This is a genomic window from Streptomyces sp. 549 (genome assembly GCF_030124175.1).
Classification (GTDB): domain Bacteria; phylum Actinomycetota; class Actinomycetes; order Streptomycetales; family Streptomycetaceae; genus Streptomyces.
Window position 1 is genome coordinate 369048 of sequence record NZ_JASKMT010000003.1, and the last position, 24671, is coordinate 393718.

Below are 24671 nucleotides of genomic sequence, written 5' to 3' on the forward strand. Positions count from 1 at the left end.
CCGACGGACTTTGCAACAGCCCTGGGCGCGTGAGGCGGCGGATTCCAGGTCGGACCTGCGGAGGTCGGATCCTGGCTCAGACGGGGGACTTTCAGCCAGGTGACCAACACCAGCTGCTGGAAAGGCAGAGCCCCGCCCCGGAATAGAACTCGGTCAGCTTCCACCAGCCTGTTGCGACAACCTTGCGAGGAGGTCCTGCACCTCCTGAAATGCATCGCGCCTCCTGAAATGCACCGCACCTCACGATGCAAGCCCTGCCCAGGGCGCTCTCCATCGAGCCGGTGTAGCTCAGATTCACCTCAAGTATTCGACATCATATTGACCGTGACCAGACAGACACCCTAGGTTTCGTCAATCAAAACGGGGGCGGACCATGGGGGAAGTAGGCACCGCTTGCCGTGTCCTCACACAGACACCGGACCAGGGGGAACCACGTGAGCAACAGACAGAGGACCACAGGCTTACGCAGCATCGCGGGAGGGGCCATATGTGCCCTTGCGGCTAGAGCTCTACCGCAGATGGCGCCCCATGGTGGAGACCGGCGTCACCACCGAGAAGAAGCTGAGCAAACGACCCGAATGGAACAAGGGAAAGGGCGCCGGCAAGCGCTGCGGCGACTTGACGACCGGTACCTGGTCAAGAACCAGCTCGAGCGGTAAGAGCTACTCGCTCTCCACTGGCGTGAAGATCCAGAAGATCATCGGCATTGATCTCAGCACCAGCCGCAACTACGCCTCCAACTCGAAGCTCACCTACAGCCTCAGCAAGTCCACCAGGATGCTCTGCGGCAACAACGAGAAACCGGGACAGGCAAGCAAGATCGCGCAGTACCGCAACTAAGGAAGGGCGCTGTGCCAAGCGTAACGGAAGCCCGCCGGCCCATGCCCCGAGCATGCCCCCGGCGGGCCTCCCGCTCAGCGGGACTGATACTGGCCACCACCGCATTCCTCCTCACCTCCTGCATGCTGACCAACGAGGACAGAAAGACGCACAGAGAGGATGAAGGGCCACTCTCGTCGCAAGCGTACGGAATTCTCCTGTCAGCCCACGCACCTGAATCCCAACCCTGGGATGCGGCCTTCGGCGGCCATCAACTGTGCACCACCGACGGCTCCGCCATCGAGATCGAAAATTTTCGCCTGAAAACAGAGGTGAACCCCCTCAAGAAGGAACTGAGGCTGCGAACCCTACGCCCCAGCGATTTACGCCCTGGCTGGGAAGACGAAGATTCCAACATGTACAACGTGAAGTACAGCAGCGTCGGAAGACTTCCGGACACCCAGGACGGCCGCCTCCCAGGAACCATCACTCAGGCGAAGCCGGGCTTGAAGATCACCCAGAACTGCGACCAGGTAGAAATCGAGAACGGATACACCGAACTCTTCGTCCAGTTCAAGGTAGGAAAGCGCGGAGCCTACATGAACAACATGTGGATCGACTACCGCGCCAACGGCAAACCCTACACTCTGGACCTCGAATGGGGCGCCATCGCCTGCGGCGACGACATCCCCCTCATCGACGGCCAGGACTACTGCGAGGAAGAAGAAGACGGCTGAACGTTTCGAAAGCTCGGCTGTAGACCTGACATCCGCGGTGCCGAGAACGGCGGCTTGCCCGCTCAACCACGGGGCGCGCGGCTCAGGTTGGGAACTCCCCCAGCCAGGTGCCCTGCACCAGGTGCTTGGGGATGTACTCCGACTCCACCTCGATCGGGAAACCGGCGTCCTTCGCCAGACACGCCATCGCCAGCGGCCCGAGGGCGATCGCACCCGCCGAGCTGGTTGCCCGTTCCTCGTCCGCCGTCCAGTACTCCTTGTGCAGCTCCAACGCCTGCTTCAGCGCCGCGTTGAAACCCTCGTGATCCTGACGAAAATACCGATAGAACAGATTCAGCGGCGGATACAGAATCTTCAGCATCAGCTCACGACTGGCCACCCGAACTCTGGCCGGATCCGTCCCCTCGAACGCTGAGGTGAACTTGTCGCCGAAGTTCGGACCCTCCTGCCAGTAGGTCTGCAACGCGTCTACCCAGTGGTAGATGTACTCGTCGTACACCGCCCCTGAATCCCGCAGCAGTTGCAGGGGAACGTGGCTCAATCGCGTCATCCGCCCCTGCTCACGGCAGATGAGCGCGAGGTAGTAGGCCGTCAGCCAGTTTCCGGCGTCAGTGAAATGCTGTGGGCCCGTCGCCGGGATGGACAACTCCTTCCCAGCGATCCGGCATCCCGCTGAACCTTCGACCCGTACCCCCGCTTCGAACAAGGCAGAACCCACCTGCATCACCGAAACGCACGCTTCCCACGTCTCCAACTCGCCAGCCGGCGGATCGATGGCGCAACGTACCGCCAGATAAGCAGTGTTGGAGTCAAGCGCCATACCGAAGGACCGAGGATGGGCCGTGAGGGAGTCAATGCTCTCCCTCGCGTCCAGACTCAGAATGTCGGCGACAGCCTTGAGGTTTCCTTCGGGAAAGGGATGCCTGGGCACTCTCTCCACAACCACTCCCTTAATCGATCTTGAACTGCTTCATCTGGTAACCACCATATCGAGAGCCGTTCGGGTCGGCCTTGACCAGGACGTAGTCTACTTTTCCGCTGTCAAGAGCGATGCGCAGTTCCCTGGCGAGCGCGACCTCCTCCGCATCGATCCGCGTCCTGGTACGCATCTCCTGCAGGATGGTCTCGAAGTACTCTCGGGTTCCCTGCATTACGCGGCGGCCGTTGAGGCCGTTGCGGTCGCCCAGTTGGGCCTTGGTGGAGCCCTTGGCCTCGACGACCACGTAACGCCCGTCGGGCCCCTTCCAGATCTGGTCGAAGCGGTTGTTGCCGGTGGCCTTGTTGTCGACGCGGGTGAAGTCCGGGTAGTGGTCCGGCATGGCGTGGTACTCGGCGGCCAGGTCGCCGAGCTTCTCGCTGTTGAGGTTGGAATCCCTGTGCTTCGGGCTGTGGTCGGCTTCGGCGCGTTCGACCGCTGCCTGGTTCTCGGGTGTCGGGTCGGCCTTGTGGGCTTCCCTTGTCTTCGCGAGGTCCTTCTCCGCCAACTGGTCAGCGTCGATGGCCTCCTGCCGACGCGCGGCAGCGTCCTCCAGCGTCTGCACGTGCTCCGGCCGGACGGAGGCACGGTCGCCCAGCACACCGTTGCCGTCGAGGTAACGGGGCGGGGAGGCGGGCGGCATGTCGCTGGCGGCGATCCACCGGGGACCGCCGGGCGCGTTGACGTCCCACCTCAGCTGCGGCAGCAGGTCACCGAAGGCGTCCGGCGTCTCGACACTGCGGCGGTGACCGACCTTGTTGTAGTACTGCTCGAACCACTTCCCGTCCGGGGCGTTCGCCAGGTCGAGCTGGTGGCGGACGACCTCCTCCGGGGTCATGCCGGTGCGGTCCGTCGGCAGCGGGGAGGCGTCGTCGGCCGTGCGGCCGGCGGCCGGGACGGCGCCGGGGTCGTCCGGCAGCGCACCCGCTCCGGGCGGGCCGTCCGACAGCCCCTGGCCGCCGGTGGGTCCGTCCGGCAGAGCGCCCGAGGGCGGGCCGTCGAAGCCGCCCGCCACGGGGCCGCCGGGAGGACCGCCCGTGCCGCCGCGCCCGGCGTTGTCGGCTGCGCCGCCCGCCGGGCCGCCGCCCGGGGTCTCCCGGGCGGCGCCGCCGGGCAGGCCGTCGCCGGTCGGGCCGGTGGGACCGTTGGGCCCGCCGCCGGTGCCGTCCTGCCGGTAGCCGGCGGTCGGCCCGTCCGGCCCGAAGCCGCCGGGTCCCGTGCCTCCGGGCACGGTGCTGCCCGGCACGGTGCTGCCCGGGACAGTGGACCCCGGCGCGGTGCTGCCGGGGGTTGTGCCGGGGACCTCGCGAGGGCCGCCGGGCAGGTTGTCGCCGAGGCCCGGAACCGGGCCGCCCGGGGTGAGGTCGCCGGCTGCGCTGCCGGGTGCGCGGTCGCCGCCGCCGACCGACACCAGTTCCGGCTCCCGCACAGCGGCGTTGTCGACCACGTTGCCGGCCGGGTTCGCGGGACCACCGGCCGGGTTCGCAGCGTTGTCGGCCGCGCCCGCGGGGTTGCCTGCCGGGTTGCCGCCGTCGAGCACCGCCCGGTCGCCCGCGGACGGTTCGACCATGGCGTTGTCGCCGGACTGGACGGGTCGGCCGCCCGGGTCGAGCAGGCTGCCGTCGGGCGTCAGCAGGTTGCCGTCGGGCAGCTTCACCGAGCCGTCGGGGATCTCCACGGCGGTGCGGCCCGGCGGCAGTTCGGGCAGCGGGCCGGTCTGCGGGATCACCTGGCCGTCGGGCAGGGCGAGACGGCCGTCGGGCAGTTCGATGGCCTTGATGGTGGTGAGGCCCTTGAGGCCCGCCGTCACGTCGCCGATCTTCGGCAGGGCGCCGAGGGTGGCGGAGACGCCCTTGCCGATGTAGGTCATGGGGTCGGCGATGTGGCCGACCTTGCCTGCGGCGTTGGCGATCTTCCCGGCCGTGCCGGTCTTCGCGACGAGGCCGGCTCCGCCGGTGCCGATGGTGGTGACGACGTTGAAGACGACCAGTCCGGCGGCGCGGGCCGGGTCCTTGCCCCACTCGTCCCACGCCACCAGGGACTTGCCGACCTCCTTGGTGGTGTTCATGCTCTCGTCGACCCAGTCCTTGACCGCGCCGTCGGGCAGGAACTGGGTGGCGAGCAGGGCACCGGGGGTGGAGAGCACGGCGAGGCCGGTGGCGAGCTGACCGAGGCCCTTCCAGGACTCCTTGAAGGTGTCCCAGCCCTGGAGGCCGACGAGTCCGCCCAGGCCGACCAGGGTGCCCCAGACGCCGTCGACGATGAACCCGTCCCACACGAAGCTCTTGAGGTGGTGGTGCACCTCGTACCAGTGGCGCTTCTCCTCGACGGCCTTGCCCCAGGGCGTCTCCCCGGCCTGCCTCATGTCGTCGACGCTGAAGCCGTACATGTTCTCGGCGCCGGTGCCGTCGTCCGCCGCCCACTGGGTGCCGCCGACCAGACGGGTGATCTTGTTGGCGGCGGCGCGCTCGGCGGCCCAGAACTCGGCGACGGCGGTGGAGATGTCCTGGAGCAGGTCGTTGTTGCGGTCGGTCTTGTCGCCGTCGTACTGCCAGTCGTCGTCGTCCTTGATGGAGTTGACGAACGCCGTCGCCTCCCCCTTGAGGCGGCGCAGCTTGGCGACGATGGGACGCGCCTCGGTCGCGAAACCGTCGAGCGCGGTGCCGACCTTCTCCAGGTCGTCCGCGAAGTCGTCGGCCCGGTCCGAGACCGGCTTGGTCGTGGCGAACAACTGGTCGGCCTCGGGGGCGTCGTAGAACGCCTTGAGGCCCTGGAAGTCGGTGTGGATGCGCGAGCCGGTGCTGCGAATGGTCCGCGCGTCGCCCTTCAACGCCGAGGCGTCCTGCTCCAGTTGCTCCAGGTTTCCGGTGAACTCCGGTATGCCGGAGGGGTCCACCCGCTCGACGCCGCTCACTTGTCGGGTCCTCCGTTGCCGCCGTTGCCGCCCTTGCCGAGGTTGAGGTCGGGGGCCTTGAGCGCCTCCCGCTGGGCCTCCTCGGCCATGGCGAGGTCACCGGCCAGGTAGGCCTTGGTGGCGTTGGTGGCGCCTTCCAGGGACTTGCCGGACCGTGCGGCGACGAACTGCAGGTCCTTCTGCGTCCCCTCCGCGAACTGTGCCAGCGCGGCACCGACCAGGCCGGCTTCCGGGCGCTCTCCGCCCATGGCGAGCGTGCCTGCCGACTTGGCGGCGCTCTCCAGGTTGTCGCTGTAGGACTTGACCTTCTTCTCCAGGCCCCTGGCGACCTCGGCGGTCTTCTCCAGCGCCCCGCTGATCCCCTCAGGCTTGAGATCCCAGCCCGACACGGCCTACCCCCACTTCCCCCGAAACGGGTCCTCCTCGGTTCCGGCGCCCTGACCGGTCAGCCGATTCCGTCCACTGCCGACTTGGCCCGCTGCAGGGTCTGCTGCGCGGTGCCGTCGTTCTTCTCCAGCGTGGTGCGCAGCAGCTTGATGATGGCCCGCACCTCGTTGGCCGAGCGGTTCCAGCGCTGCTCGGCGCCGTGGTACTGCTCGGAGACGCCGTCGGCCTGGAAGTCGGCCATCGCCGCCTTCACCTGCCGGTCGCGGTCGCCGATGACCTGCTCCAGCTGCCCGATGATGCCCTGCAGGCTGCCCTGCACCTCACCGGAGGCCGCGGTGTCGTAGCTGCGGCGGTCCTCACCAGCCATGGTTTCTCCCCCTTGAGGTCAGCGGCCGGAGAACCGGGCCGCGTCGAAGTTGGCCGACGCCATCGACTGACGCGCGTTGTCCGCGGTCTCCTGCTCACCCGAGCCGAAGGCCTGCTCCATGCCGGACTGGCCACCGAGGATCGAGCTGAGCGCGCCGTTGAGCGAGGCGGTGATCTCGTCGGAGTTGGCCTTGAAGGCGTCGAAGGCCTGCCGGCCGGCGCCGTTGAACTTGCCCTCCAACGGCTGTGCCGCGACGACGAGTTGCTTGATGAGGGTGCCCAGGTCGGTGGACGATCCGCGCGACTGCTTCATCAGCGTCGTCAGCGCCTGGTTCCCCATGTCGAACTTCATTCCCACGAGCTGTGCCCTCCCGTTCGTGGTGTCCCGGTGTGCGTGGCGCACCGGCTTCCCCGTTGCCGTGCACGGTGGTTGGACGAGCGGGTGAGGCCTTCGACCCCGCCGAGCCGCCCACCGGTACGACCTGTCATGCGTACCAACATCACAGATGCGAAGGCAACGTCCGTTCCGGGACCGAGACACATTCCACACGGATCCCTCCGGCACCGGGACTGCCCCCGCACACCCGAAGAGACGTACGAAGGACGTGCGCCGGTTCCCCTCTCCCGCCTCCCGTCCCACGAGTCACCCGGCCCACGCCTCCGTCCCCGCCAAAGCGCCAGGTCCCTGCCCGGGTAGGGAAAACCCCACCTCGGCTCACCGACGGCCCCCATGGCCCGGGAGGCCGGGGACGCGGCAGGCTGAGCACCATGAGCGCCAGACCCGACCTCCCCGACCCACCGGAACCGCCAGGTCCCGCCCCCACAGCCGACACCACAGCCGACACCACCGCCACGGCCACGGCCGACAAGAGCGCCGCCGCCGCCGACCAGGACGAGCGGCTGCCCGCGCCGCGTGCCGCGCTCTCCGCCGTGACCTGGAAGGAGATCGCCCATCTGCTGGCCAACCTGCCGATGGACCTCCTGGGCTTCGTCTACGTCTGCGTGTGGATCTTCTGCGGGGCACTGCTGTCGGTCACCGTGGTCGGGCTGCCGGTGCTGGCGCTCGGCCTGGTGGGCTGCCGCTGGTTCGGCTCCCTGGAACGGGCCAGGGCGCGCCTCCTCCTCGACGTCCGGGTGGACGACCCGTCGCCGCTGCGGGCGGCCCAGCCGGGCTTCCTCGGCTGGCTGTGGGCGCAGCTGAGCGACCCGGTGGCGTGGCGGCACGCGCTCTACTGCTTCGTGCGCTTCCCGTGGGGCGTGCTGACGTTCACGGTGGCGCTGGTGTCGCTGTTCGCGGCGTGGCCGCTGCTGCCGTGGGTGGCGCGGCTGCTGACGCTCGGCGACCGGGCGATGGTGCGCGGGCTGCTCAGCCCCTCCGACGGACTGGAGTTGCGGATCGCGGAGTTGGAGTCGGATCGGGTGACGGTGACGGACACCGCCAGCGCGGACCTGCGCCGCATCGAACGCGACCTCCACGACGGCGCACAAGCCCGACTCGTCGCCCTCGCCATGGACCTCGGCCTCGCCAAGGAGAAACTCACCGAAGACCCCGAAGCAGCCGCCCGCATGGTCGACGAAGCCCACGGCGAAGTCAAAGCCGCCCTCACCGAACTCCGCGACCTCGCCCGCGGCATCCACCCCGCCATCCTCACCGACCGCGGACTCGACGCCGCACTGTCCTCCCTCGCCGCCCGCTGCACCATCCCCGTCACCGTCACCGTCGACACCACCACCCGCCCCGCACCCGCCATCGAATCCATCACCTACTTCACCGCCTCCGAACTCCTCCAGAACATCAGCAAACACGCCAACGCCCACCACGCCACCCTCGACCTGTGGCGCACCGACAACCGACTCCTCCTCCAAGTCACCGACAACGGCCAAGGCGGCGCAACCGCCCACCACGGCACCGGACTCGCCGGACTCGCCGAACGCCTCGACTCCGTCGACGGCCACCTCCTCATCCACAGCCCACCCGGAGGACCCACCACCATCACCGCCGGCCTCCCCTGGCGCGACCGCACCAAGACCCCCACGAACCCGCTGCCCGAGGAAACCCCATGAACCTGCTGCGTGCCCCGCTCTCGGGGCGTACCTGGCGGGAGTTCGGCTACCTGTTGACCGGCCTGCCCGTCGCCGTCACCGCCTTCAGCGTGCTGATCACCCTCTTCTCGGCCAGCGCGGGCCTGCTGGTGACCTTCGTCGGGGTGCCGCTGCTCGCCTTCACCCTGCTCACCGCCCGCGCGCTGGGGCAGCTGGAACGGGCCAGGGCCCGGGCGCTGCTGGGGCTGGACGTCGCCGAGCCGGAGCCCGTCGGCCTGTCGGCCGGCGGCAGCGGGCCGATGGCGAGGATCGGCGCGGTGCTCAAGAACGGCGCCTCCTGGCGGCACCTGCTGTACGGGATCGTCTACTTCCCGTGGGCGCTGTTCTCGTTCGTCTCGGGACTGGTGCTGTGGACGTGCGGCTGGTCGATGCTGACCTATCCGCTGTGGTTCTGGGTGTTCCCGACCTGGACCGACCAGCCCGGCCTGCAGCTCTACGGCGACGGGGAGGGCAACGGCGTCTGGCTGGACTCGCCGCCGGAGATCGCGCTGACGTCGCTGGCAGGCCTGCTGCTGGTGCTGGGCACGCCGTGGTGGTTCCGGGCCCTGACGGCCGTGGACCGGCTGATGGTCAGCGGGCTGCTGGGCCCCTCCCGGCTGGCGGCACGCATGTGGGAGTTGGAGTCGGATCGGGTGACGGTGACGGACACCGCCAGCGCGGACCTGCGCCGCATCGAACGCGACCTCCACGACGGCGCACAAGCCCGACTCGTCGCCCTCGCCATGGACCTCGGCCTCGCCAAGGAGAAACTCACCGAAGACCCCGAAGCAGCCGCCCGCATGGTCGACGAAGCCCACGGCGAAGTCAAAGCCGCCCTCACCGAACTCCGCGACCTCGCCCGCGGCATCCACCCCGCCATCCTCACCGACCGCGGACTCGACGCCGCACTGTCCTCCCTCGCCGCCCGCTGCACCATCCCCGTCACCGTCACCGTCGACACCACCACCCGCCCCGCACCCGCCATCGAATCCATCACCTACTTCACCGCCTCCGAACTCCTCCAGAACATCAGCAAACACGCCAACGCCCACCACGCCACCCTCGACCTGTGGCGCACCGACAACCGACTCCTCCTCCAAGTCACCGACAACGGCCAAGGCGGCGCAACCGCCCACCACGGCACCGGACTCGCCGGACTCGCCGAACGCCTCGACTCCGTCGACGGCCACCTCCTCATCCACAGCCCACCCGGAGGACCCACCACCATCACCGCCGGCCTCCCCTGGCGCGACCGCACCAAGACCCCCACGAACCCGCTGCCCGAGGAAACCCCATGACGGGCCCGGCAGCCGGCCGCAGCGGGCACGCGTCCGGTGCGCGGACCGTCGGGGCTCCGGGGGGCCGCCGGTCTGGAATGCTGGGCGGCTAGCTCAGGGACAGGGCACGGCAGGTGCCGGAAGCGGGGACGGGGGAACGGGTGGTCGAGGTGGACAGGGTCCGGGTGGTCATCGCCGAGGACTCGGTGCTGCTGCGGGAGGGCCTGACGCGGCTGCTGACCGACCGCGGCCACGAGGTGGTGGCGGGCGTCGGCGACGGCGACGCCCTGGTGCGGGTGGTCGGTGAGCTGGGCGCGGCCGGGGAGCTGCCCGACGTGGTGGTGGCCGACGTGCGCATGCCGCCGACGCACACCGACGAGGGGGTGCGGGCGGCGGTCCGGCTGCGCGCGCGGTATCCGCAGGTCGGGGTGCTGGTGCTGTCGCAGTACGTGGAGGAGCAGTACGCGACGGAGCTGCTGGCCGGCTCCAGCCACGGCGTGGGCTACCTGCTGAAGGACCGGGTGGCCGACGTGCGGGACTTCGTCGACGCGGTGAGCCGGGTCGCCCGGGGCGGCACGGCGCTGGACCCCGAGGTCGTCGCGCAGCTGCTGGGCCGCAGCCGCAAGCAGGACGTGCTGGCCAGGCTGACGCCGCGGGAGCGCGAGGTGCTGGGGCTGATGGCGGAGGGCCGCACCAACTCGGCGGTCGCCAAGCAGCTGGTGGTGAGCGACGGCGCGGTGGAGAAGCACATCAGCAACATCTTCATGAAGCTGGGCCTGTCGCAGAGTGACGGAGATCACCGTCGGGTGCTGGCAGTTCTCACCTATCTGAAGTCGTGACGCTCGTCCGACAATGAAGTGAGCCTCCATCGTGGGCCGTCAGGGTGACGGGGGCGAGGGTGGTGGAGGGCGAGGTGGGGGTCGGCCGGCATGTCAGGACTCGGGCAGAAGCCGGTCAGATCCGGGTGAAACGGCGTCTCACGGCGGTGTCCACCATATGATCGCCTCCAGGAAGGCAAACCTTACCCACGTACGATGGACAGTGAGCCGCCGCCTCGAGGGAGGTCTTTGCACGTGACCAGTCAGGTCAGCCACGACCGCGCCAAGGAAGTCAGGCGCCTGGACCGGGTGATCATCCGGTTCGCGGGGGACTCCGGGGACGGCATGCAGCTCACGGGTGATCGTTTCACCTCGGAGACGGCGTCCTTCGGGAACGACCTCTCCACGCTGCCGAACTTCCCCGCCGAGATCCGCGCACCCGCCGGCACGCTGCCCGGCGTGTCGTCGTTCCAGCTGCACTTCGCCGACCACGACATCCTCACCCCGGGTGACGCGCCGAACGTCCTGGTCGCGATGAACCCGGCGGCGCTGAAGGCGAACATCGCCGACGTGCCGCGCGGCGCCGAGGTCATCATCAACACCGACGAGTTCACCAAGCGGGCGATGGCGAAGGTCGGTTACGCGACCAGCCCGCTGGAGGACGGCTCGCTGGACGCGTACTCCGTGCACCCGGTACCGCTGACCACCCTCACGGTCGAGGCGCTGAAGGACTACGAGCTGGGCCGGAAGGAGGCGGGCCGGTCGAAGAACATGTTCGCGCTGGGCCTGCTGTCGTGGATGTACAACCGGCCCACGGAGAACACCGAGTCCTTCCTGCGCGCCAAGTTCGCGAAGAAGCCGCAGATCGCCGAGGCGAACGTCACCGCCTTCCGGGCGGGCTGGAACTTCGGCGAGACGACCGAGGACTTCGCGGTCTCCTACGAGGTCGCGCCGGCGTCCAAGGCGTTCCCGGCCGGGACGTACCGCAACATCTCGGGCAACCTGGCCCTGTCCTACGGACTGGTCGCCGCGTCTCAGCAGGCGGACCTGCCGCTGTACCTCGGCTCGTACCCGATCACCCCGGCCTCGGACATCCTGCACGAGCTGGCCAAGCACAAGAACTTCGGCGTGCGGACCTTCCAGGCCGAGGACGAGATCGCCGGCATCGGCGCCGCGCTGGGCGCGGCCTTCGGCGGTTCGCTCGCGGTGACCACCACCTCCGGTCCCGGCGTGGCGCTGAAGTCGGAGACGATCGGGCTGGCCGTCTCCCTGGAGCTGCCGCTGCTGATCGTCGACATCCAGCGCGGCGGCCCGTCGACCGGTCTGCCCACCAAGACCGAGCAGGCCGACCTGCTCCAGGCGATGTACGGGCGCAACGGCGAGGCGCCGGTGCCGATCGTGGCACCGGCCACCCCGGGCGACTGCTTCGACGCGACGCTGGAGGCCGCACGCATCGCGCTGGCCTACCGCACGCCGGTCTTCCTGCTCTCCGACGGCTACCTCGCCAACGGGTCCGAGCCGTGGCGCGTCCCCGACATCGACGAACTGCCCGACCTGCGGGTCCAGTTCGCCACGTCGCCCAACCACGTCAAGGACGACGGCACCGAGGAGTTCTGGCCCTACAAGCGCGACGAGCGCACGCTCGCCCGCCCGTGGGCCGTGCCGGGCACGCCGGGCCTGGAACACCGCATCGGCGGCATCGAGAAGCAGGACGGCACAGGCAACATCTCGTACGACCCTGCGAACCACGAGTTCATGGTGCACACCCGCCAGGCCAAGATCGACGGCATCGAGGTGCCCGACCTGGTGGTGGACGACCCCGGCGGCGACGCCCGCGTGCTCGTCCTGGGCTGGGGTTCGACGTACGGGCCGATCACCGCGGGGGTGCGCCGGGTGCGCGCCGCCGGAGGCGTGGTCGCCCAGGCCCACCTGCGGCATCTCAACCCGTTCCCCGCCAACCTCGGCGAGGTACTGCGTTCGTACGACAAGGTGATCGTGCCCGAGATGAACCTCGGACAGCTCGCCACTCTGCTGCGCGCCAAGTACCTTGTCGACGCGCGGTCCTTCACGCAGGTCACCGGTCTGCCCTTCAAGGCGGAGCAGTTGGCCAACGTCCTCAAGGAGGCCATCGACCATGGCTGAGGTTCTTATCGGGGGAATCCAGCGGCAGCCGACCGACGCGCTGTCGCTGGTACCCAAGGCCGACGCCCCGCAGAGCGCCAAGGACTTCAAGTCCGACCAGGAGGTCCGCTGGTGCCCGGGCTGCGGCGACTACGCCGTGCTCGCCGCCGTGCAGGGCTTCATGCCGGAGCTGGGCCTGGCGAAGGAGAACGTCGTCTTCGTCTCCGGCATCGGCTGCTCCTCCCGCTTCCCGTACTACATGAACACCTACGGGATGCACTCCATCCACGGCCGCGCACCGGCCATCGCCACCGGCCTGTCGACCGCCCGGCGCGACCTGTCGGTGTGGGTCGTCACCGGGGACGGCGACGCGCTGTCCATCGGCGGCAACCACCTGATCCACGCGCTGCGCCGCAACGTCAACCTGAAGATCCTGCTGTTCAACAACCGGATCTACGGTCTCACCAAGGGCCAGTACTCGCCGACCTCCGAGGCCGGCAAGATCACCAAGTCCACGCCGATGGGCTCGCTGGACGCGCCCTTCAACCCGGTGTCGCTGGCGCTCGGCGCCGAGGCCGGCTTCGTGGCGCGGACGGTCGACTCCGACCGCAAGCACCTCACCGAGGTGCTGCGTCAGGCGGCGGACCACCCCGGTACGGCACTGGTGGAGATCTACCAGAACTGCAACATCTTCAACGACGGCGCCTTCGAGGTGCTGAAGGACAAGCAGCAGGCCCAGGAGGCCGTGATCCGGCTGGAGCACGGAGCGCCGATCCGCTTCGGCGTGCCCGCCGAGGACGGGCTCGGCTCCAAGGGCGTCGTCCGCGACCAGGCCACCGGCGACCTGCGCATCGTGGAGGTCGCCGAGCACGGCACCGACGGCATCCTGGTCCACGACAGCCACTCCGAGTCGCCGACCAACGCCTTCGCACTGTCCCGGCTCGCCGACCCGGACACGCTGCACCACACGCCCATCGGCGTGTTCCGCGACGTCCGCCGGCCGGTCTACGACACCCTCATGGCCGACCAGCTGGAGACGGCCGTCGAGCAGCACGGCAAGGGCGACCTGTCCGCGCTGCTGCACGGCAGGGACACCTGGACCGTCGCCGGCTGACCCGGCAACGCCCACCCGGCACACGCCCACCCGGCACAGCGCGGCGGCCCGGGACCCCTTGTACGCGGGTCCCGGGCCGCCGCGCTGCCGTCCCCTGGCTGGGACGGGTCCCGGACGGCACGATGGAGGGGTGAACCCCACCGCCCACGTGCAGCCGGGGCTGCTCGGCCTGCTGGACCGGCTCAGCACCACGCCCGCCCAGCCCGCCCAGGTCGTCACGGACCTGCACGAGACGCTGGCGCAGAACGAGCCGGCCGCCGCGCTGCTCGGCCGCGAGACGCCGCGCCGGGGTCGGGAGGCCAGCTTCGTCTACCGCTGGTTCACCGACCCCTCGGCCCGCACGCTCTACCCGCCCGAGGACCACGCCCACCACTCGCGGGTCCTCGTCGCCGACCTCCGGGCAGCCGGGGCCCGACGCGGCCGGGACACCGGGGTGGCCGCGATGGTGGCGGAGCTGCACGGCCGCAGTACGGAGTTCGCCGCCCTGTGGGACATGCCCGACGTCTCCCTGCACCGCACCGACCGCACGCGCATCGTCCACCCCACGCTGGGCGTGATCGAGCTGGAACGCCACTGCCTGCTCAGTGAGGACGGCCGGCAGCGGCTGCTGTGGTTCAGCGCCGAGCCCGGTACGGAGGGTGCCGCCCGACTGGGGCTGCTGCCCGTGATCGGCACGCAGGACGTGACGGGCGGCGAGGGCGCGTCCCGCCGTCCGCATGGCGGCTGGGACCCGAGCGCGGGCTGACCCGCCCGTCCCTCACACATGCCCGGCTCGCCACCCGCAAAGCGTCCGCATAACGAACACGCATGTCGCTTTCCGGACAGCGCGGCGCCATGCCACGGTCACGGAATGCGACAGGAGTGTTCCGTGTTTACGAACATGACAAGCGGACCCCCGTGGCGCTACCTTCGAGGGGTTCACCGGGGGCGTACAGGGGAGGAACCATGTCGTCGAGGAGTGAGGCCCGCACCGGGCTGCTGTTCGGGTTCGCAGCTTTCGGCATGTGGGGACTGCTCCCCCTGTACTGGCACCTGCTGTCGACGACGGCGGCCAGCGAGGTCCTGTCCCACCGCATGGTCTGGTCGCTGCCCACGGCCGTGCTGATGCTGGTCGTGGTACGCCGCTGGTCCTGGATACGCACCCTGCTGCACCAGCCCCGCAAGCTCGTCCTGGTCGCCCTGTCCGCCGCACTGATATCCGTCAACTGGTGGCTGTTCATCTGGGCGGTCAGCGTCGGCCGGGTCCTGGAGGCGTCGCTCGGCTACTTCATCAACCCCCTGATCACCATCGCCATCGGCGTCGTGGTGCTGCGCGAGCGGCTCCGCCCGGCGCAGTGGACGGCCGTCGGCGTGGGCGCGCTGGCCGTGGTCGTCATGTCGATCGCCTACGGGCAGATGCCGTGGGTGGCGCTCGTCCTGAGCGTGAGCTTCGCCGCCTACGGGCTGGTCAAGAAGCAGACAGGACTCGACGGCCTGGAGGGGTTCAGCGCCGACTCCGCCCTCCAGTTCCTGCCCGCGCTCGGCTTCCTGGTGTTCCTCAGCGCCCGCGGCGAGTCCACCTTCACCACCGAGGGACCGACCCACGCCCTGCTGCTGGCCGGAGCCGGACTGGCCACCGCCCTGCCGCTGATCTTCTTCGGCGCCGCCACCGTGCGGGTGCCGCTCTCGACGATCGGGCTGATGCAGTACATCGCCCCCTCGACCATGTTCGTGCTCGGCGTCGCCGTCTTCCACGAGGAGATGCCGCCCGAGCGCTGGGCCGGCTTCCTGCTGGTGTGGCTCGCCCTGGCCCTGCTGACCTTCGACGCGCTGCGCAACGCCCACCGGGGCCGCGCCCGGCTGCGCGCCACCGCCGCCCAGGTGGTGCCGGAGAACGCGGCGGCGGCCAGGGAAGCGGCGGAAGTCAGGGAACCGGCCGTCGCCGCCTGCACCAGCACCCCCGCCGAGCCCGGCCGCCGCTGACGCCGCACGCCGGGGGCGTCGCCGCCACAGCAACGCCCCCGGTCAGCCGGCGAGTCGGGCCCGCAGCTCGTCCAGGTCGGCGACACACCACAGGCCGCCGCCGCGGTTGCCCTCGCGGACCAGGTCGCGCAGGGCGGCGCTCGCCGCCGTGTGCGCGCTGATGTCCCCCACCACCGCCAGGCCGACGCCGTACTGCACGAACTTCTGCGTCACCTCTCCGGCCACTCCGGTGCGCAGCTGGAAGAAGTCCTCATGAAGGCGGCCGGCCGGGACAGCCGCCCAGACCGCGCCACCGCCGAACGCCGTGCCGACGACGTCAAGGGCCTCCTGCACGCCCCGGATCGAGGGCCCCTCGTCCGCGCACACCAGCACGGCCACCTCGCCCATGTGCTCGATCCGGTCGCCGCGTCCGTCGTACGTCATGACCCCTCCTCCGTCACCATGGCAAGGACCTGCAGCGCACCCGCGACCCGGCTCGGCCCGCCCAGCAGGACGATGCGCGCCGAGGCCCGTACCTCGTCGTAGGCGGTGTGGACCTGGAGCGCGCCCTCACCGCCCTCGTGGTGCGCCACCGCCGCGCCGAGCAGGACGTCGATGCGGTGCACCGCGTCCGGGGAGACCGCGTCCAGGTGCACCGTCGCGGACACCTGCGTCCGAGGGCTGCGGCGGACGTCGTCACCGGCGGGCGGGGACGCCGAACGACCGGTGAACGCCTCCACCTCCTCGGAGGCGATGCGGTACCGCGAGCCGAGTCGGGTCGCCTTCAGCCGCCCGTCGCGGATGTAGCCGCGCACCGTCTTCGGATGCAGGCCGAGAAGCTCGGCCACCTGGTCGACGGTGTAGAGCTGCCTGTCCCCCACAAGCTATCCGATCCTTCCCTCACACTCCACAGAATTCCCTACAAGGTAGCAGAGAGGGAAGAACAAGGAAGTTTGTAGAAGCAGCGACACTCGTCTAAGGCAGGGGTCGGTGCGTCACCCGGTGGCGGAGGTAGACAGCCTTCGAGCTGAACGTACGGGTCTCGACGAGGTCGAGATCGACCCGACGCTCACGCCGGGGAAAGAACGGGGTGCCGCCGCCGACCAGCACCGGGTAGACCACGGCCCGGTACTCGTCGATCAGGTCCGAGGCTGCCGCCTCGGCGGCGAGAGTCGCGCCGCCGATCGCGATGTCGCCCTCCCCGGGCTGGGCTCGCAACCGCTCGATCTCCTCCGCCAGGCCGCCGGAGACCAGGCGGGCGTTGCCCTGCACCTCCGACAGGGTGGTGGAGAACACCACCTTGGGGAGCGGCTTCCAGAGCGCGGCCCATTCGAGCGTGGCGCTGTCGAGCGATGGGTCCTGGTCGGCGGTCTCCCAGTACAGCATCGTCTCGTACAGCCGCCGTCCCAGCAGGTGGACGCCGACCTCTCGGATCTCGTCGATCCAGAAGCGGAAGACCTCGTCGTCGGGCACCGTCCAGTCGAAACCGCCGTCCGGCGCGACGATGTAGCCGTCAAGTGAGACGTTCATCGAGTAGGTCACGCTGCGCATCAGAAGCCCTCCTCGGGTACGGGTTCGACACTACGACCGTCTGCCGCCGGCCGCCGCAGGACTCGTCACGGCTGGCGGAACGCTCTCGGATGCCACCGCCCCAGGCAGGAAGACCGTCACGAGGGTCGGCGCTCTCAGGAGTCCGGCCTCACTTCCGCCAGAACAGGTGGTGCGTCACGCCGCTCGGGCTGGGCACGGCGTCCTGGTGGAACCGGTCGAGCAGCTCATCGGGGGACTCCCACAGCCGGGCCCCGGAGCCGAGCTTCGTCGGCGCGACCGCCACATGCAAGGTGTCGACGAGGTCGGCGTCGAGGAACTGCCGGATGATCGTGGCCCCACCGCCGAGCCGGACGTCCCGGCCCTGAGCCGCCTCCTTCGCCTGGGCGAGCACCGCGGCCGGGTCGCCGTCGACGAAGTGGAACGTGGTGTCGGAGAGCGTGAACGACGGGCGCCTGTGGTGCGTCATGACGAACACCGGCGTGTGGAACGGGGGCTCGTCACCCCACCACCCCTGCCACTCGTGGTCCTGCCAGGGCCCGCGCTGCGGCCCGAACTTGTTGCGGCCCATGATCTCGGCGCCGATGTTGCGGGCGTAGTCCCGCGTGAAGTAGTCGTCCAGACCTCGGCTGCCACCAGGTTCGGAGCGGTAGATGGGTGGGTGGTCGGTGGCGAAGGCCCAGGCGAGCAGGTTCCCCGGATCGGCATGGCCGAACGGCTTCTCCAGGCTCTGGCCCTCGCCGGCGCCGAACCCGTCGCTCGAGACGGTGAAGTTCTGGACCCGCAGCAACTGGCTCATGCCGCTCCTCCTGCTTCGCGCTTTCTGGTCACTCGACGAACGGTAGACCGGCCGGGCCTGGAAAACTCATCGCCGCATCGTGTCCGGCGAGGGCGGCGGGTCTTCCGGCCCTTGCCTTCGCCGCGGGCGGCCGCGGGCTGGCGGGTCAGCTCCCGGTCGGCCACCAGCACCCCGTTGACAGGCCTGTGCGGACGCTGCCCGGCCCCGCTCTCCAGTCGCATCAGCGACCCGCGGAATACGGGCCTAGACGTGCCCGCGGGCCGTCGCCACGAACACGTCGATCAACTCCCGGGTCGCGTCCCGTCGGGTGACGACGTCAGCGCGGTCCTGCGCACGGTTGATGTCGCCGATCGCCCTGAAGGCGGCGACCGCGGCGGTGACCAGTTCGGGCGCGTCGGTGATCAGCTGGAGCTGGAACAGCTTCTGCTGCGCACTGGCGCGCTGCTCGAACGAGCGCCCACGCAGAACGACTTCATCCTCCGCGTCACGGCCCTCGTGCACGCAGAACCAGTGGTGCAGCATGGCCTGGCGGAAGTCGACGAGCAGTCCAGCGTAGGTGCCGTAGACGTCCAACCGCTCCTGGCGCAGCCGCTCCCTGCGAGCGGTCTCCTCCATGCGCCGGACGGACCGCTGCTGGAAGACATGCGTCACCGTGGAGCCCAGCAGCGTACCGAGGACCGCGATGACACTCGTGGCTATGGCATTCATGCGCCTCATGCAACCAGACCACCGGACCGGCAGACCCCCGGCGGGCAGCGCGGGTCCAGTCGTCACTCGCGGCTCCCGGCAGCCGCCTGCGTTTGCGGAAATCCGCTTGCGGACCGGCCGGGGCCGGCGGTAGTCAGGGCGTCGAGACGACAAGGAGCGACACATGACGACCCGTCCGGGCTCACTGAACGAGTTCTGCTGGATGGACCTCAAGACCCGCGACACGGCCGGCACCGCCGCCTTCTTCGCGAAGACGCTGGGCTGGCGCTTCGCGGTGGACGAGGACGACTGGCGCAAGGCCGTCAAGATCTCCGCCGGCGGCCATCTGATCGGCAGTGTCAGTGACCTGGCGAATCCGGTCTACCCACCCGGAACACCCGCGCACGTCGCCTACTACCTCGCGGTCGACGACGTCGACCGCCGTACCCAAGCGGCGACGGCGAAGGGCGCTCGCCTGGTCCTTCCTCCCTTTGACGCGGGTGATCAGGGCCGCATCGCGACATTGGTCGACCCGGTGGGTGCCGCCTTCTCCCTGTGGCAGGCCCGCCACTTCGCCGGATGGACGTACCCGCCCGGCACAGCGGGTGCTCCGCACCGCATGGTGCTGGCCTGCGACCAGCCCGACCGAGCCCGGGACTTCTACCGGGAGCTGACCGGCACTCCCATGGCCTGTGCCGACTTCGTCCCCGCACCCGGGCGCGACGTATCCGCCCCGCAGTGGGAGCTAGCGGTCGAGGTCGCTGATCTCGACCGCTTGGTCAGCCGTGTGGACCACCAGGGCGCGCACCACCAGGGCCAGCACGGCCTGGGCCAGGGCTCCATCACCGACGACGAGGGCTCCGGTCGCCGGGCTGCCCGGTTGAGCAGCCCGGAGGGTCTCACCTTCCAGATCCGCAGTGCGGAGACGTGACCGGCAGGCCGTGCCGGTAGACCGGGCACGGACCTTCAGCCCGTGCCGTGGACCTGCCGGTGTGCTATCCCTCGATCACGCCCAGCTGCTGCATGATGCCCATGTCGTCGGTGTTCCACCAGCTCTCGGCGAACTTGCCGCCTACGCAGCGGAAGGTTCCGTGACCGGTGCCCGTGACCTCCTTGTTGGTGGCCTCGATGCCCTTGTAGGCGCCGACCTGCCGACCGGCGAAGCTGAACCGCACCGCCACCGTGTCGCCCTCTGCGACCATGCTCTCGACGACGGTCCGCGGCTGGAACGCCTCCATGATCTCCCGGGTCTCCCGCTTGGCGTCCTCCATTCCCATGTCGTACGAGGACAGCGACGGGTCGTGTTCGCGGTAGTCGGACGTGCACAACTCGTCCATGACGTCGGAGTTGCCGCCGTTGACGACCTCGTCGAAGAAGCGGCGCACCGTCTCCTTGTTGAGCTGCTCGTCCCGGATGACGTCCAGGTCGGTGAAGGAGGGCTCTGTCTCGCAGAGCGCCACCATCTCCCGGAAGATCCGGTCCGTCTCCGGCAGCTGGGAGTTCTTCATCGCCTCCTCGTAGGAGGGGAACTCGACGATCTCCACGATGTGCGAGGCGTCCGAGCGGTCCTGCCCCATCATGGCGTGCGTCGCCGTCCGCTTGCCCTTGGTGGCCTCCGCCCAGGAGTCCATCACCCTGTTCAGCTCGTCGACGTGGTTCGTCCGACAATCGATCACTTGAACGAATGACATGACGCTCATCTCCTATTAGTCCGGAGCGTCCTGATCATTCCAAGTTACGCCTGTCCTACCGGCCTGTCTCGTGGGAGTGAAGCGCTGATCCGAGGGAGGAAGCGCAGGTCAGCGGTGCGTGATCGCGGTGACTCGCTGCGTTGCCGATCCCGCTGTCAGCCGGCGCGCTCGATGATCGCCCGCGCACACACCAGGGACTCGGTGTGCGTGGTGTCCACCTCCAGGTCGTAGACCACGCCTCGGTGAACCGCTTCCGCCTGCGCCTCGGCCATTCCCCGGACGCGGTCTCCGCGTGCCACCTCACGGGCTGCGGCCACCGCACCGTCACACCTGACGCCGACCCACAGCACGGCCACTCCGCCCAGAGCGTTCCGCCACCGCTGCTGGGACGCCGCTCCACCGAGGAAGACCTCGTCGATGACGATCCTGGCGCCTGCCCTTGCCATCGCCGCGATGCCGTCCGTCCAGGCCGCCTCCAGCTCCCGGAAGTCCGCCCCGACGCTCACCTCGCCGTCCGCCGCCAGCGTGATCCCCGCGTCCGAGTCCTGCATCCTCGCGGGTAGCGCGTCCACGAACGAGTCACATCCGAACGCCATCCACAGGTCCGGCAGTTCGGCTTGCAGACACCGCACGATCTCGGACTTCCCCGAGCTGGAGCCACCGTTGAGAATGATCATCTGAGTCGTCATGACGCCACGGTACGGCGCCGGGGGCACAGCTCAGGTGGTGGTCGGCCACCGTAGTCCGCCAGGACCGGCCACAAGCGGCGTCACGCCCGCGTCACACGGTCGAAGGCCGCGTCAGCGAACCCACGCGGCCGCAGCTCTGGCCGGCGTGCAGGCAGCACGACCGGCCCGCCGAGGAGTCGGCTTGGCTACTAGCAGGCCTGGTCCGTCGCACTGGCTGAGAGGGTGACGCGCGCGACGCGCTCGGCGACGGCCTCGCCGTAGTCGGTGACCGGTTCCAACTCGGTCTCGCGGACGCGCAGGCAGTACGCGTCGCTGGTCCCCTCCGCCGTGATCGTGTAGCTCTCGTCTCCGGTGCTCTCGATCTCCACCGAAAGCGATCTGGGTGCCGCCTGACGCACGGCCTGCGATACGCGACCTTCGTAGGAGCCGCTGCCCGCCGGCTCGGTGAGACGGGTGAAACGGGTGTGGCTGTCCTGGTCGAGGTCGCTCACCGCGGCGTCCACCGTGTCGCGGAGTTTGCTCCCCGCTGACCCGAACCCCAGGTCCCCGTCCTGTAGCTGGAACCAGAGGGTGCCAAGGAGCACCGCGCCGAACAGAAGGCTCAGGCGTCGTACGGCGTGGGCGGCGTTGGAGGGTTCGTTGGCTTCCGGGTTTCGGAACTGCCAAGCGTGCAGGACCTGCCAAGTGGTCCGGCCCGGAAGGATCGCCATGACGAGTGCGAGCACTACCACGACGAGCATGAAACCCGTGCCTGGAGCCACTGCGTCCCCTCTGTCTCGCCTTTCCCTCTGATGGACGCGGGTCGTCCCCGTCCGGTTGCGGTTTCTCCCTGACCAGGAGCGCGTGACGTTCTTGCAACCGTCACCTACTTCATCGACGGCACGTTCGTGCACCAGGACTCCGAAGGTGGCGGCGGGACCATCGACGGCGGGCTCAGCAACCGCGCATCCGGTGATCGAATCGGATGCCACCGCACATCCAACCACCACGACCACCAACCCGGCGGTCCCATGCGCTCAGAGCACTAGCCGGTCCTCTTTCGGGCTCGGCGTCGGAGGTGCTCGAAGCCGGCTCTCGCGTAGAGGTAGTCGAGGGCGAGCCCCGCTCCGCTGGCAACCCACCTCACGGTCCTCAGCAGGATCTCTTCCACGGCGTCCTTCTTTCCACGACCTGTGTTGCCCTTGGAGACTCCGCCACCGCCGGGATGGTTGCGCCCTGGCCACAGGACAGGGCTGGACCGTCAGCGCACCTTCGCCAGACGACTCGCCGTCCCCTGACGGGGGCCACCACGCATGAACGACGGGAGCCGCAAGGCACGTCGGAGCGTGCCCCGGGGCTTGGAGCGCGCGCTGGCCGCCGGGCTCTCACTGCGCTCGCGGATGGGCCACATGTCCGTGGGTATGGCAGGAAGGGTGCGGCGCTGTACTGATCGCCGTGCTGTGGGCGACCCAGCCGGACCCCTTGCCCGTACGCACCCGGGCCGCCTTCGCCGGGCTGATCGCCGTCGGACTGACGGGACCTGGCAGAGCCGACCTGACCTGGCCGTCGGCGGCAGCCTGCCGCGCCCCTCCCCCGGCGGTCTCCCCCGGCGGCTCCGTGGCCGCGTCGTGCACCGGCTCTCACCCGCCCCCGTACGGCCGGTTGTCGGCCAGCCAGCGTTCGGCGTGGGCGACGGCGTCGGGAAGCGCGAAGAGCCGGGCGGGGGCGGCACCCACCGTTCCCCGCGCCACGGGTCGCTCGCGCTCGAAGTCGGCGCCCAGTTCGTCGAAGCGCTCCTCGTTGACGGAGACGTCCCGCACGGTGTGCCAGCGACGGCCGTCGGGCGTCAGTACGGCGAAGGCGTTGTCGAACCGAGGCGCGGGGACGCGGTACTCGGCCAGGTGGAGCGCCGTGCAGGAAGCGAACCCGGCGCCGAGCAGGAGGACCTGCGCACCGGCCTGCTCCAGCCGGGCGAGCGGGCTGCGCTCGCCCAGTGCGCAGTCCAGCGCGTGCCCGTCGGTGATCGCGGCGGCGCGGGGGCCGATCGCCGCGAAGGAGGACTGCGGGTGCGCGCTCCGCACCGCGCCCGGCCAGTTCCGCACCGCCTCGGGGACGGCGCCCATGCCGAAGGTGGGGGTGGTGCGCGGGTCGTAAGGCGGCATGGCGGCCCGGATCCGGGGCCACCACGCCTCGGGCACCGGCGGGTTGGCCCAGGCAGCCGGATCCGAGTTGTCCGCGGAGTGGGTGGGGACGACAAGCGTGCCGGTGCGACCGAGTACGTCGAGCAGCGCCCGCACGACGGTCGGCGCGCCGCCGCACACCCAGCCGAGCGAGCTGAGCGAGGTGTGCACGAGAACGGCCCCTCCCTGGCGGAGCCCGAGGTCCCGCAGGTCGCGGGTGAGGGTCTCGCGGGTGCACAGGGGCCCGGTGGGCGCGCTGGTTGCCATGACCGGGCAGTATGCCCGGCGAACCGCCTGAGGGACCACCGGATTCCGACGCGTCCCCACCGCAGGGGTGCGTCCCCGTGTCCGCTGAGCGGTCATTCAACACCGTTATACGCAGAGCGTCTTGACAGTGCACGCACCTCGCCCGAGCATCATGCTCACGTCAACCACCTGACTGGGAGCCCTCATGGTCGCTCACCCCCCGCACCCCGCCTTACGGAGACCGGCACGCCGTCGCGCCGCCCTCGCCACGGGCCTCGTCGCCGTACTCGCCGGTGGCCTGCTGGCAACCGCGCCCACCGCCGCCGCGACCCCGTACGGCACCTCGACCGCGTCTGCCACCGCCGCGCAGGACACGGCAGCGGCTCTGGCCGCCCCCGACATCCCGCTGGCCAACGTCAAGGCGCACCTCACGCAGTTCCAGTCCATCGCGTCCGCCAACAGCGGCAACCGGGCGCACGGCCGGCCCGGCTACCTGGCGTCGGTCAACTACGTGAAGGGCAAGCTGGACGCCGCCGGATTCCGCACCACCGTGCAGCAGTTCACGGCGAGCGGCGCCACCGGCTACAACCTCGTCGCCGAATGGCCGGGCGGCGACCCGAACCGCGTCCTGATGGTCGGCGGGCACCTGGACTCGGTGACCAGCGGCGCGGGCATCAACGACAACGGCTCGGGCTCCGCGGCGATCCTGGAGACGGCACTGGCCGTCGCCCGCGCCGACCTGAAGCCCGCAAAGCAGCTGCGTTTCGCCTGGTGGGGCGCGGAGGAGCTGGGCCTGCTGGGCTCGCGGCACTACGTCAACAACCTGCCGTCCGCCGAACGCGCCAAGATCGACGGCTACCTCAACCTGGACATGATCGGCTCACCCAACCCCGGCTACTTCGTCTACGACGACGACCCGCAGCTGGAAGCGGTGTTCAAGGACTGGTACGCGGCACGAGGCGTCCCGACGGAGATCGAGACCGAGGGCGACGGCCGGTCCGACCACGCCTCGTTCAAGAACGCCGGCATCCGCGTCGGCGGCCTGTTCACCGGGGCCGGCCGGACGAAGACCGCCGCGCAGGCGCAGAAGTGGGGCGGCACGGCCGGCCAGGCGTTCGACCGGTGCTACCACTCGTCCTGCGACACCACGTCGAACATCAACGACACCGCGCTGGACCGCAACAGCGACGCCCTGGCGCACGCCGTCTGGACACTCGGCCAGGAGACGACGCCGCCGCCCGGCGGTGGTGAGTACGAGAACACCGACGACCTGGCGATCCCGGACAACGGCCCGGCCGTG

The 24671-nt window shown here is 69.8% G+C and carries 24 protein-coding genes and 1 pseudogene; 11 read left to right on the forward strand and 14 right to left on the reverse strand.

Translation table 11 applies throughout. The features are described 5' to 3' along the window. Window positions 1-528: 528 nt before the first annotated feature. Window positions 529-840, forward strand: coding sequence for a hypothetical protein (locus tag QNO07_RS05890; protein WP_283990469.1), 312 nt, complete (start codon window positions 529-531; stop codon window positions 838-840). A gap of 122 nt (window positions 841-962) precedes the next feature. After that, complete coding sequence (locus tag QNO07_RS05895) at window positions 963-1556, forward strand: hypothetical protein (RefSeq protein WP_283990470.1); 594 nt, start codon at window positions 963-965, stop codon at window positions 1554-1556. An 82-nt stretch (window positions 1557-1638) separates the two neighbouring features. Here the strand turns inward: QNO07_RS05895 and QNO07_RS05900 are convergent, their stop codons facing one another. From QNO07_RS05900 to QNO07_RS05920, 5 genes are all read right to left on the reverse strand, one after another. After that, on the reverse strand, window positions 1639-2376 hold the full coding sequence (locus QNO07_RS05900; protein ID WP_283990471.1) for an immunity 49 family protein: 738 nt from the start codon (window positions 2374-2376) through the stop codon (window positions 1639-1641). Window positions 2377-2506: 130 nt separating this feature from the next. Continuing rightward, complete coding sequence (locus QNO07_RS05905; protein WP_283990472.1) at window positions 2507-5446, reverse strand: hypothetical protein; 2940 nt, start codon at window positions 5444-5446, stop codon at window positions 2507-2509. After that, complete coding sequence (locus QNO07_RS05910) at window positions 5443-5835, reverse strand: DUF6507 family protein (RefSeq protein WP_283990473.1); 393 nt, start codon at window positions 5833-5835, stop codon at window positions 5443-5445. The genes QNO07_RS05905 and QNO07_RS05910 overlap by 4 nt, the downstream gene beginning before the upstream one ends. Window positions 5836-5891: 56 nt before the next feature. Continuing rightward, window positions 5892-6200 carry a pore-forming ESAT-6 family protein gene (locus tag QNO07_RS05915; RefSeq protein ID WP_283990474.1) on the reverse strand — a complete coding sequence of 103 codons (309 nt, stop codon included), beginning with the start codon at window positions 6198-6200 and terminating at the stop codon, window positions 5892-5894. Window positions 6201-6218: 18 nt separating this feature from the next. Next, window positions 6219-6551: a hypothetical protein gene (locus QNO07_RS05920; protein ID WP_283990475.1), complete on the reverse strand. Its 333-nt coding sequence runs from the start codon at window positions 6549-6551 to the stop codon at window positions 6219-6221. 416 nt (window positions 6552-6967) lie between these two features. On the opposite strand from QNO07_RS05920, the gene QNO07_RS05925 reads away from it, so the two are divergent. The 7 genes and pseudogenes from QNO07_RS05925 (at window position 6968) to rarD (ending at window position 15573) form a co-directional block, all read left to right on the forward strand. Next, a complete protein-coding gene (locus QNO07_RS05925) occupies window positions 6968-8263 on the forward strand; it encodes a sensor histidine kinase (protein WP_283990476.1) in 1296 nt (431 codons plus the stop codon). Beyond that, window positions 8260-9579 carry a sensor histidine kinase gene (locus QNO07_RS05930; RefSeq protein ID WP_283990477.1) on the forward strand — a complete coding sequence of 440 codons (1320 nt, stop codon included), beginning with the start codon at window positions 8260-8262 and terminating at the stop codon, window positions 9577-9579. Before QNO07_RS05925 ends, QNO07_RS05930 begins: the two co-directional genes overlap by 4 nt. Before the next feature lie 164 nt (window positions 9580-9743). Continuing rightward, window positions 9744-10397 carry a response regulator transcription factor gene (locus QNO07_RS05935; RefSeq protein ID WP_502961787.1) on the forward strand — a complete coding sequence of 218 codons (654 nt, stop codon included), beginning with the start codon at window positions 9744-9746 and terminating at the stop codon, window positions 10395-10397. Between the two features lie 195 nt (window positions 10398-10592). Further along, window positions 10593-12518: a 2-oxoacid:acceptor oxidoreductase subunit alpha gene (locus QNO07_RS05940; RefSeq protein ID WP_502961781.1), complete on the forward strand. Its 1926-nt coding sequence runs from the start codon at window positions 10593-10595 to the stop codon at window positions 12516-12518. Then, window positions 12511-13611, forward strand: a complete 1101-nt coding sequence (locus tag QNO07_RS05945) for a 2-oxoacid:ferredoxin oxidoreductase subunit beta (protein ID WP_283990482.1) — start codon at window positions 12511-12513, stop codon at window positions 13609-13611. Before QNO07_RS05940 ends, QNO07_RS05945 begins: the two co-directional genes overlap by 8 nt. Window positions 13612-13747: 136 nt before the next feature. Then, window positions 13748-14356, forward strand: a pseudogene (locus QNO07_RS05950) (MmyB family transcriptional regulator); the annotation flags it as partial. Window positions 14357-14556: 200 nt separating this feature from the next. After that, complete coding sequence (gene rarD / locus QNO07_RS05955; protein ID WP_283990483.1) at window positions 14557-15573, forward strand: EamA family transporter RarD; 1017 nt, start codon at window positions 14557-14559, stop codon at window positions 15571-15573. A 42-nt stretch (window positions 15574-15615) separates the two neighbouring features. Here the strand turns inward: rarD and QNO07_RS05960 are convergent, their stop codons facing one another. From QNO07_RS05960 to kilB, 5 genes are all read right to left on the reverse strand, one after another. Next, complete coding sequence (locus QNO07_RS05960; protein WP_283990484.1) at window positions 15616-15996, reverse strand: DUF4180 domain-containing protein; 381 nt, start codon at window positions 15994-15996, stop codon at window positions 15616-15618. Continuing rightward, on the reverse strand, window positions 15993-16433 hold the full coding sequence (locus QNO07_RS05965; RefSeq protein ID WP_283990485.1) for a helix-turn-helix domain-containing protein: 441 nt from the start codon (window positions 16431-16433) through the stop codon (window positions 15993-15995). Before QNO07_RS05965 ends, QNO07_RS05960 begins: the two co-directional genes overlap by 4 nt. A gap of 94 nt (window positions 16434-16527) precedes the next feature. Continuing rightward, window positions 16528-17103 (reverse strand): dihydrofolate reductase family protein, encoded by a 576-nt coding sequence (locus QNO07_RS05970; protein WP_283990486.1) that lies wholly within the window; start codon window positions 17101-17103, stop codon window positions 16528-16530. Between the two features lie 148 nt (window positions 17104-17251). Continuing rightward, the gene (locus tag QNO07_RS05975; protein ID WP_283990487.1) at window positions 17252-17899 is read right to left on the reverse strand and encodes a dihydrofolate reductase family protein; all 648 of its coding nucleotides are present in this window, start codon (window positions 17897-17899) and stop codon (window positions 17252-17254) included. Window positions 17900-18142: 243 nt separating this feature from the next. Next, window positions 18143-18607, reverse strand: coding sequence for a plasmid transfer protein KilB (kilB, locus tag QNO07_RS05980; RefSeq protein ID WP_283990488.1), 465 nt, complete (start codon window positions 18605-18607; stop codon window positions 18143-18145). Between the two features lie 163 nt (window positions 18608-18770). On the opposite strand from kilB, the gene QNO07_RS05985 reads away from it, so the two are divergent. Further along, complete coding sequence (locus QNO07_RS05985; RefSeq protein WP_283990489.1) at window positions 18771-19517, forward strand: VOC family protein; 747 nt, start codon at window positions 18771-18773, stop codon at window positions 19515-19517. A gap of 64 nt (window positions 19518-19581) precedes the next feature. On the opposite strand, the gene QNO07_RS05990 is transcribed toward QNO07_RS05985, so the two are convergent. The 4 genes from QNO07_RS05990 to QNO07_RS06005 form a co-directional block, all read right to left on the reverse strand. Next, window positions 19582-20277 (reverse strand): ester cyclase, encoded by a 696-nt coding sequence (locus QNO07_RS05990; protein WP_283990490.1) that lies wholly within the window; start codon window positions 20275-20277, stop codon window positions 19582-19584. Between the two features lie 155 nt (window positions 20278-20432). Beyond that, entirely contained in the window at window positions 20433-20966 is a 534-nt protein-coding gene (gene cpt, locus QNO07_RS05995; protein ID WP_283990491.1) for a chloramphenicol phosphotransferase CPT, read from the reverse strand. 188 nt (window positions 20967-21154) lie between these two features. Further along, on the reverse strand, window positions 21155-21727 hold the full coding sequence (locus QNO07_RS06000; protein ID WP_283990492.1) for a DUF6199 family natural product biosynthesis protein: 573 nt from the start codon (window positions 21725-21727) through the stop codon (window positions 21155-21157). A gap of 858 nt (window positions 21728-22585) precedes the next feature. Then, window positions 22586-23392, reverse strand: coding sequence for an AAC(3) family N-acetyltransferase (locus QNO07_RS06005; protein ID WP_283990494.1), 807 nt, complete (start codon window positions 23390-23392; stop codon window positions 22586-22588). Window positions 23393-23576: 184 nt separating this feature from the next. On the opposite strand from QNO07_RS06005, the gene QNO07_RS06010 reads away from it, so the two are divergent. Continuing rightward, window positions 23577-24671 (forward strand): M28 family metallopeptidase (locus QNO07_RS06010; RefSeq protein ID WP_283990497.1); only part of this gene is annotated, 1095 nt, incomplete at its 3' end.

Bases quoted from the DNA above. Each gene is read 5' to 3' on its own strand.
- QNO07_RS05940 (WP_502961781.1), top strand. From the start codon at position 10,593: ATGGACAGTGAGCCGCCGCCTCGAGGGAGGTCTTTGCACGTGACCAGT.
- rarD (WP_283990483.1), top strand. From the start codon at position 14,557: ATGTCGTCGAGGAGTGAGGCCCGCACCGGGCTGCTGTTCGGGTTCGCA.
- QNO07_RS05895 (WP_283990470.1), top strand. From the start codon at position 963: ATGCTGACCAACGAGGACAGAAAGACGCACAGAGAGGATGAAGGGCCA.
- QNO07_RS05915 (WP_283990474.1), bottom strand. From the start codon at position 6,200: ATGGCTGGTGAGGACCGCCGCAGCTACGACACCGCGGCCTCCGGTGAG.
- QNO07_RS05970 (WP_283990486.1), bottom strand. From the start codon at position 17,103: ATGCGCAGCGTGACCTACTCGATGAACGTCTCACTTGACGGCTACATC.
- QNO07_RS05920 (WP_283990475.1), bottom strand. From the start codon at position 6,551: ATGAAGTTCGACATGGGGAACCAGGCGCTGACGACGCTGATGAAGCAG.
- QNO07_RS05960 (WP_283990484.1), bottom strand. From the start codon at position 15,996: ATGACGTACGACGGACGCGGCGACCGGATCGAGCACATGGGCGAGGTG.
- QNO07_RS05975 (WP_283990487.1), bottom strand. From the start codon at position 17,899: ATGAGCCAGTTGCTGCGGGTCCAGAACTTCACCGTCTCGAGCGACGGG.
- QNO07_RS05890 (WP_283990469.1), top strand. From the start codon at position 529: ATGGTGGAGACCGGCGTCACCACCGAGAAGAAGCTGAGCAAACGACCC.
- QNO07_RS05990 (WP_283990490.1), bottom strand. From the start codon at position 20,277: ATGTCATTCGTTCAAGTGATCGATTGTCGGACGAACCACGTCGACGAG.
- QNO07_RS05930 (WP_283990477.1), top strand. From the start codon at position 8,260: ATGAACCTGCTGCGTGCCCCGCTCTCGGGGCGTACCTGGCGGGAGTTC.
- QNO07_RS05900 (WP_283990471.1), bottom strand. From the start codon at position 2,376: ATGGCGCTTGACTCCAACACTGCTTATCTGGCGGTACGTTGCGCCATC.
- QNO07_RS05985 (WP_283990489.1), top strand. From the start codon at position 18,771: ATGACGACCCGTCCGGGCTCACTGAACGAGTTCTGCTGGATGGACCTC.
- QNO07_RS06005 (WP_283990494.1), bottom strand. From the start codon at position 23,392: ATGGCAACCAGCGCGCCCACCGGGCCCCTGTGCACCCGCGAGACCCTC.
- cpt (WP_283990491.1), bottom strand. From the start codon at position 20,966: ATGACGACTCAGATGATCATTCTCAACGGTGGCTCCAGCTCGGGGAAG.
- kilB (WP_283990488.1), bottom strand. From the start codon at position 18,607: ATGAATGCCATAGCCACGAGTGTCATCGCGGTCCTCGGTACGCTGCTG.
- QNO07_RS05925 (WP_283990476.1), top strand. From the start codon at position 6,968: ATGAGCGCCAGACCCGACCTCCCCGACCCACCGGAACCGCCAGGTCCC.
- QNO07_RS05945 (WP_283990482.1), top strand. From the start codon at position 12,511: ATGGCTGAGGTTCTTATCGGGGGAATCCAGCGGCAGCCGACCGACGCG.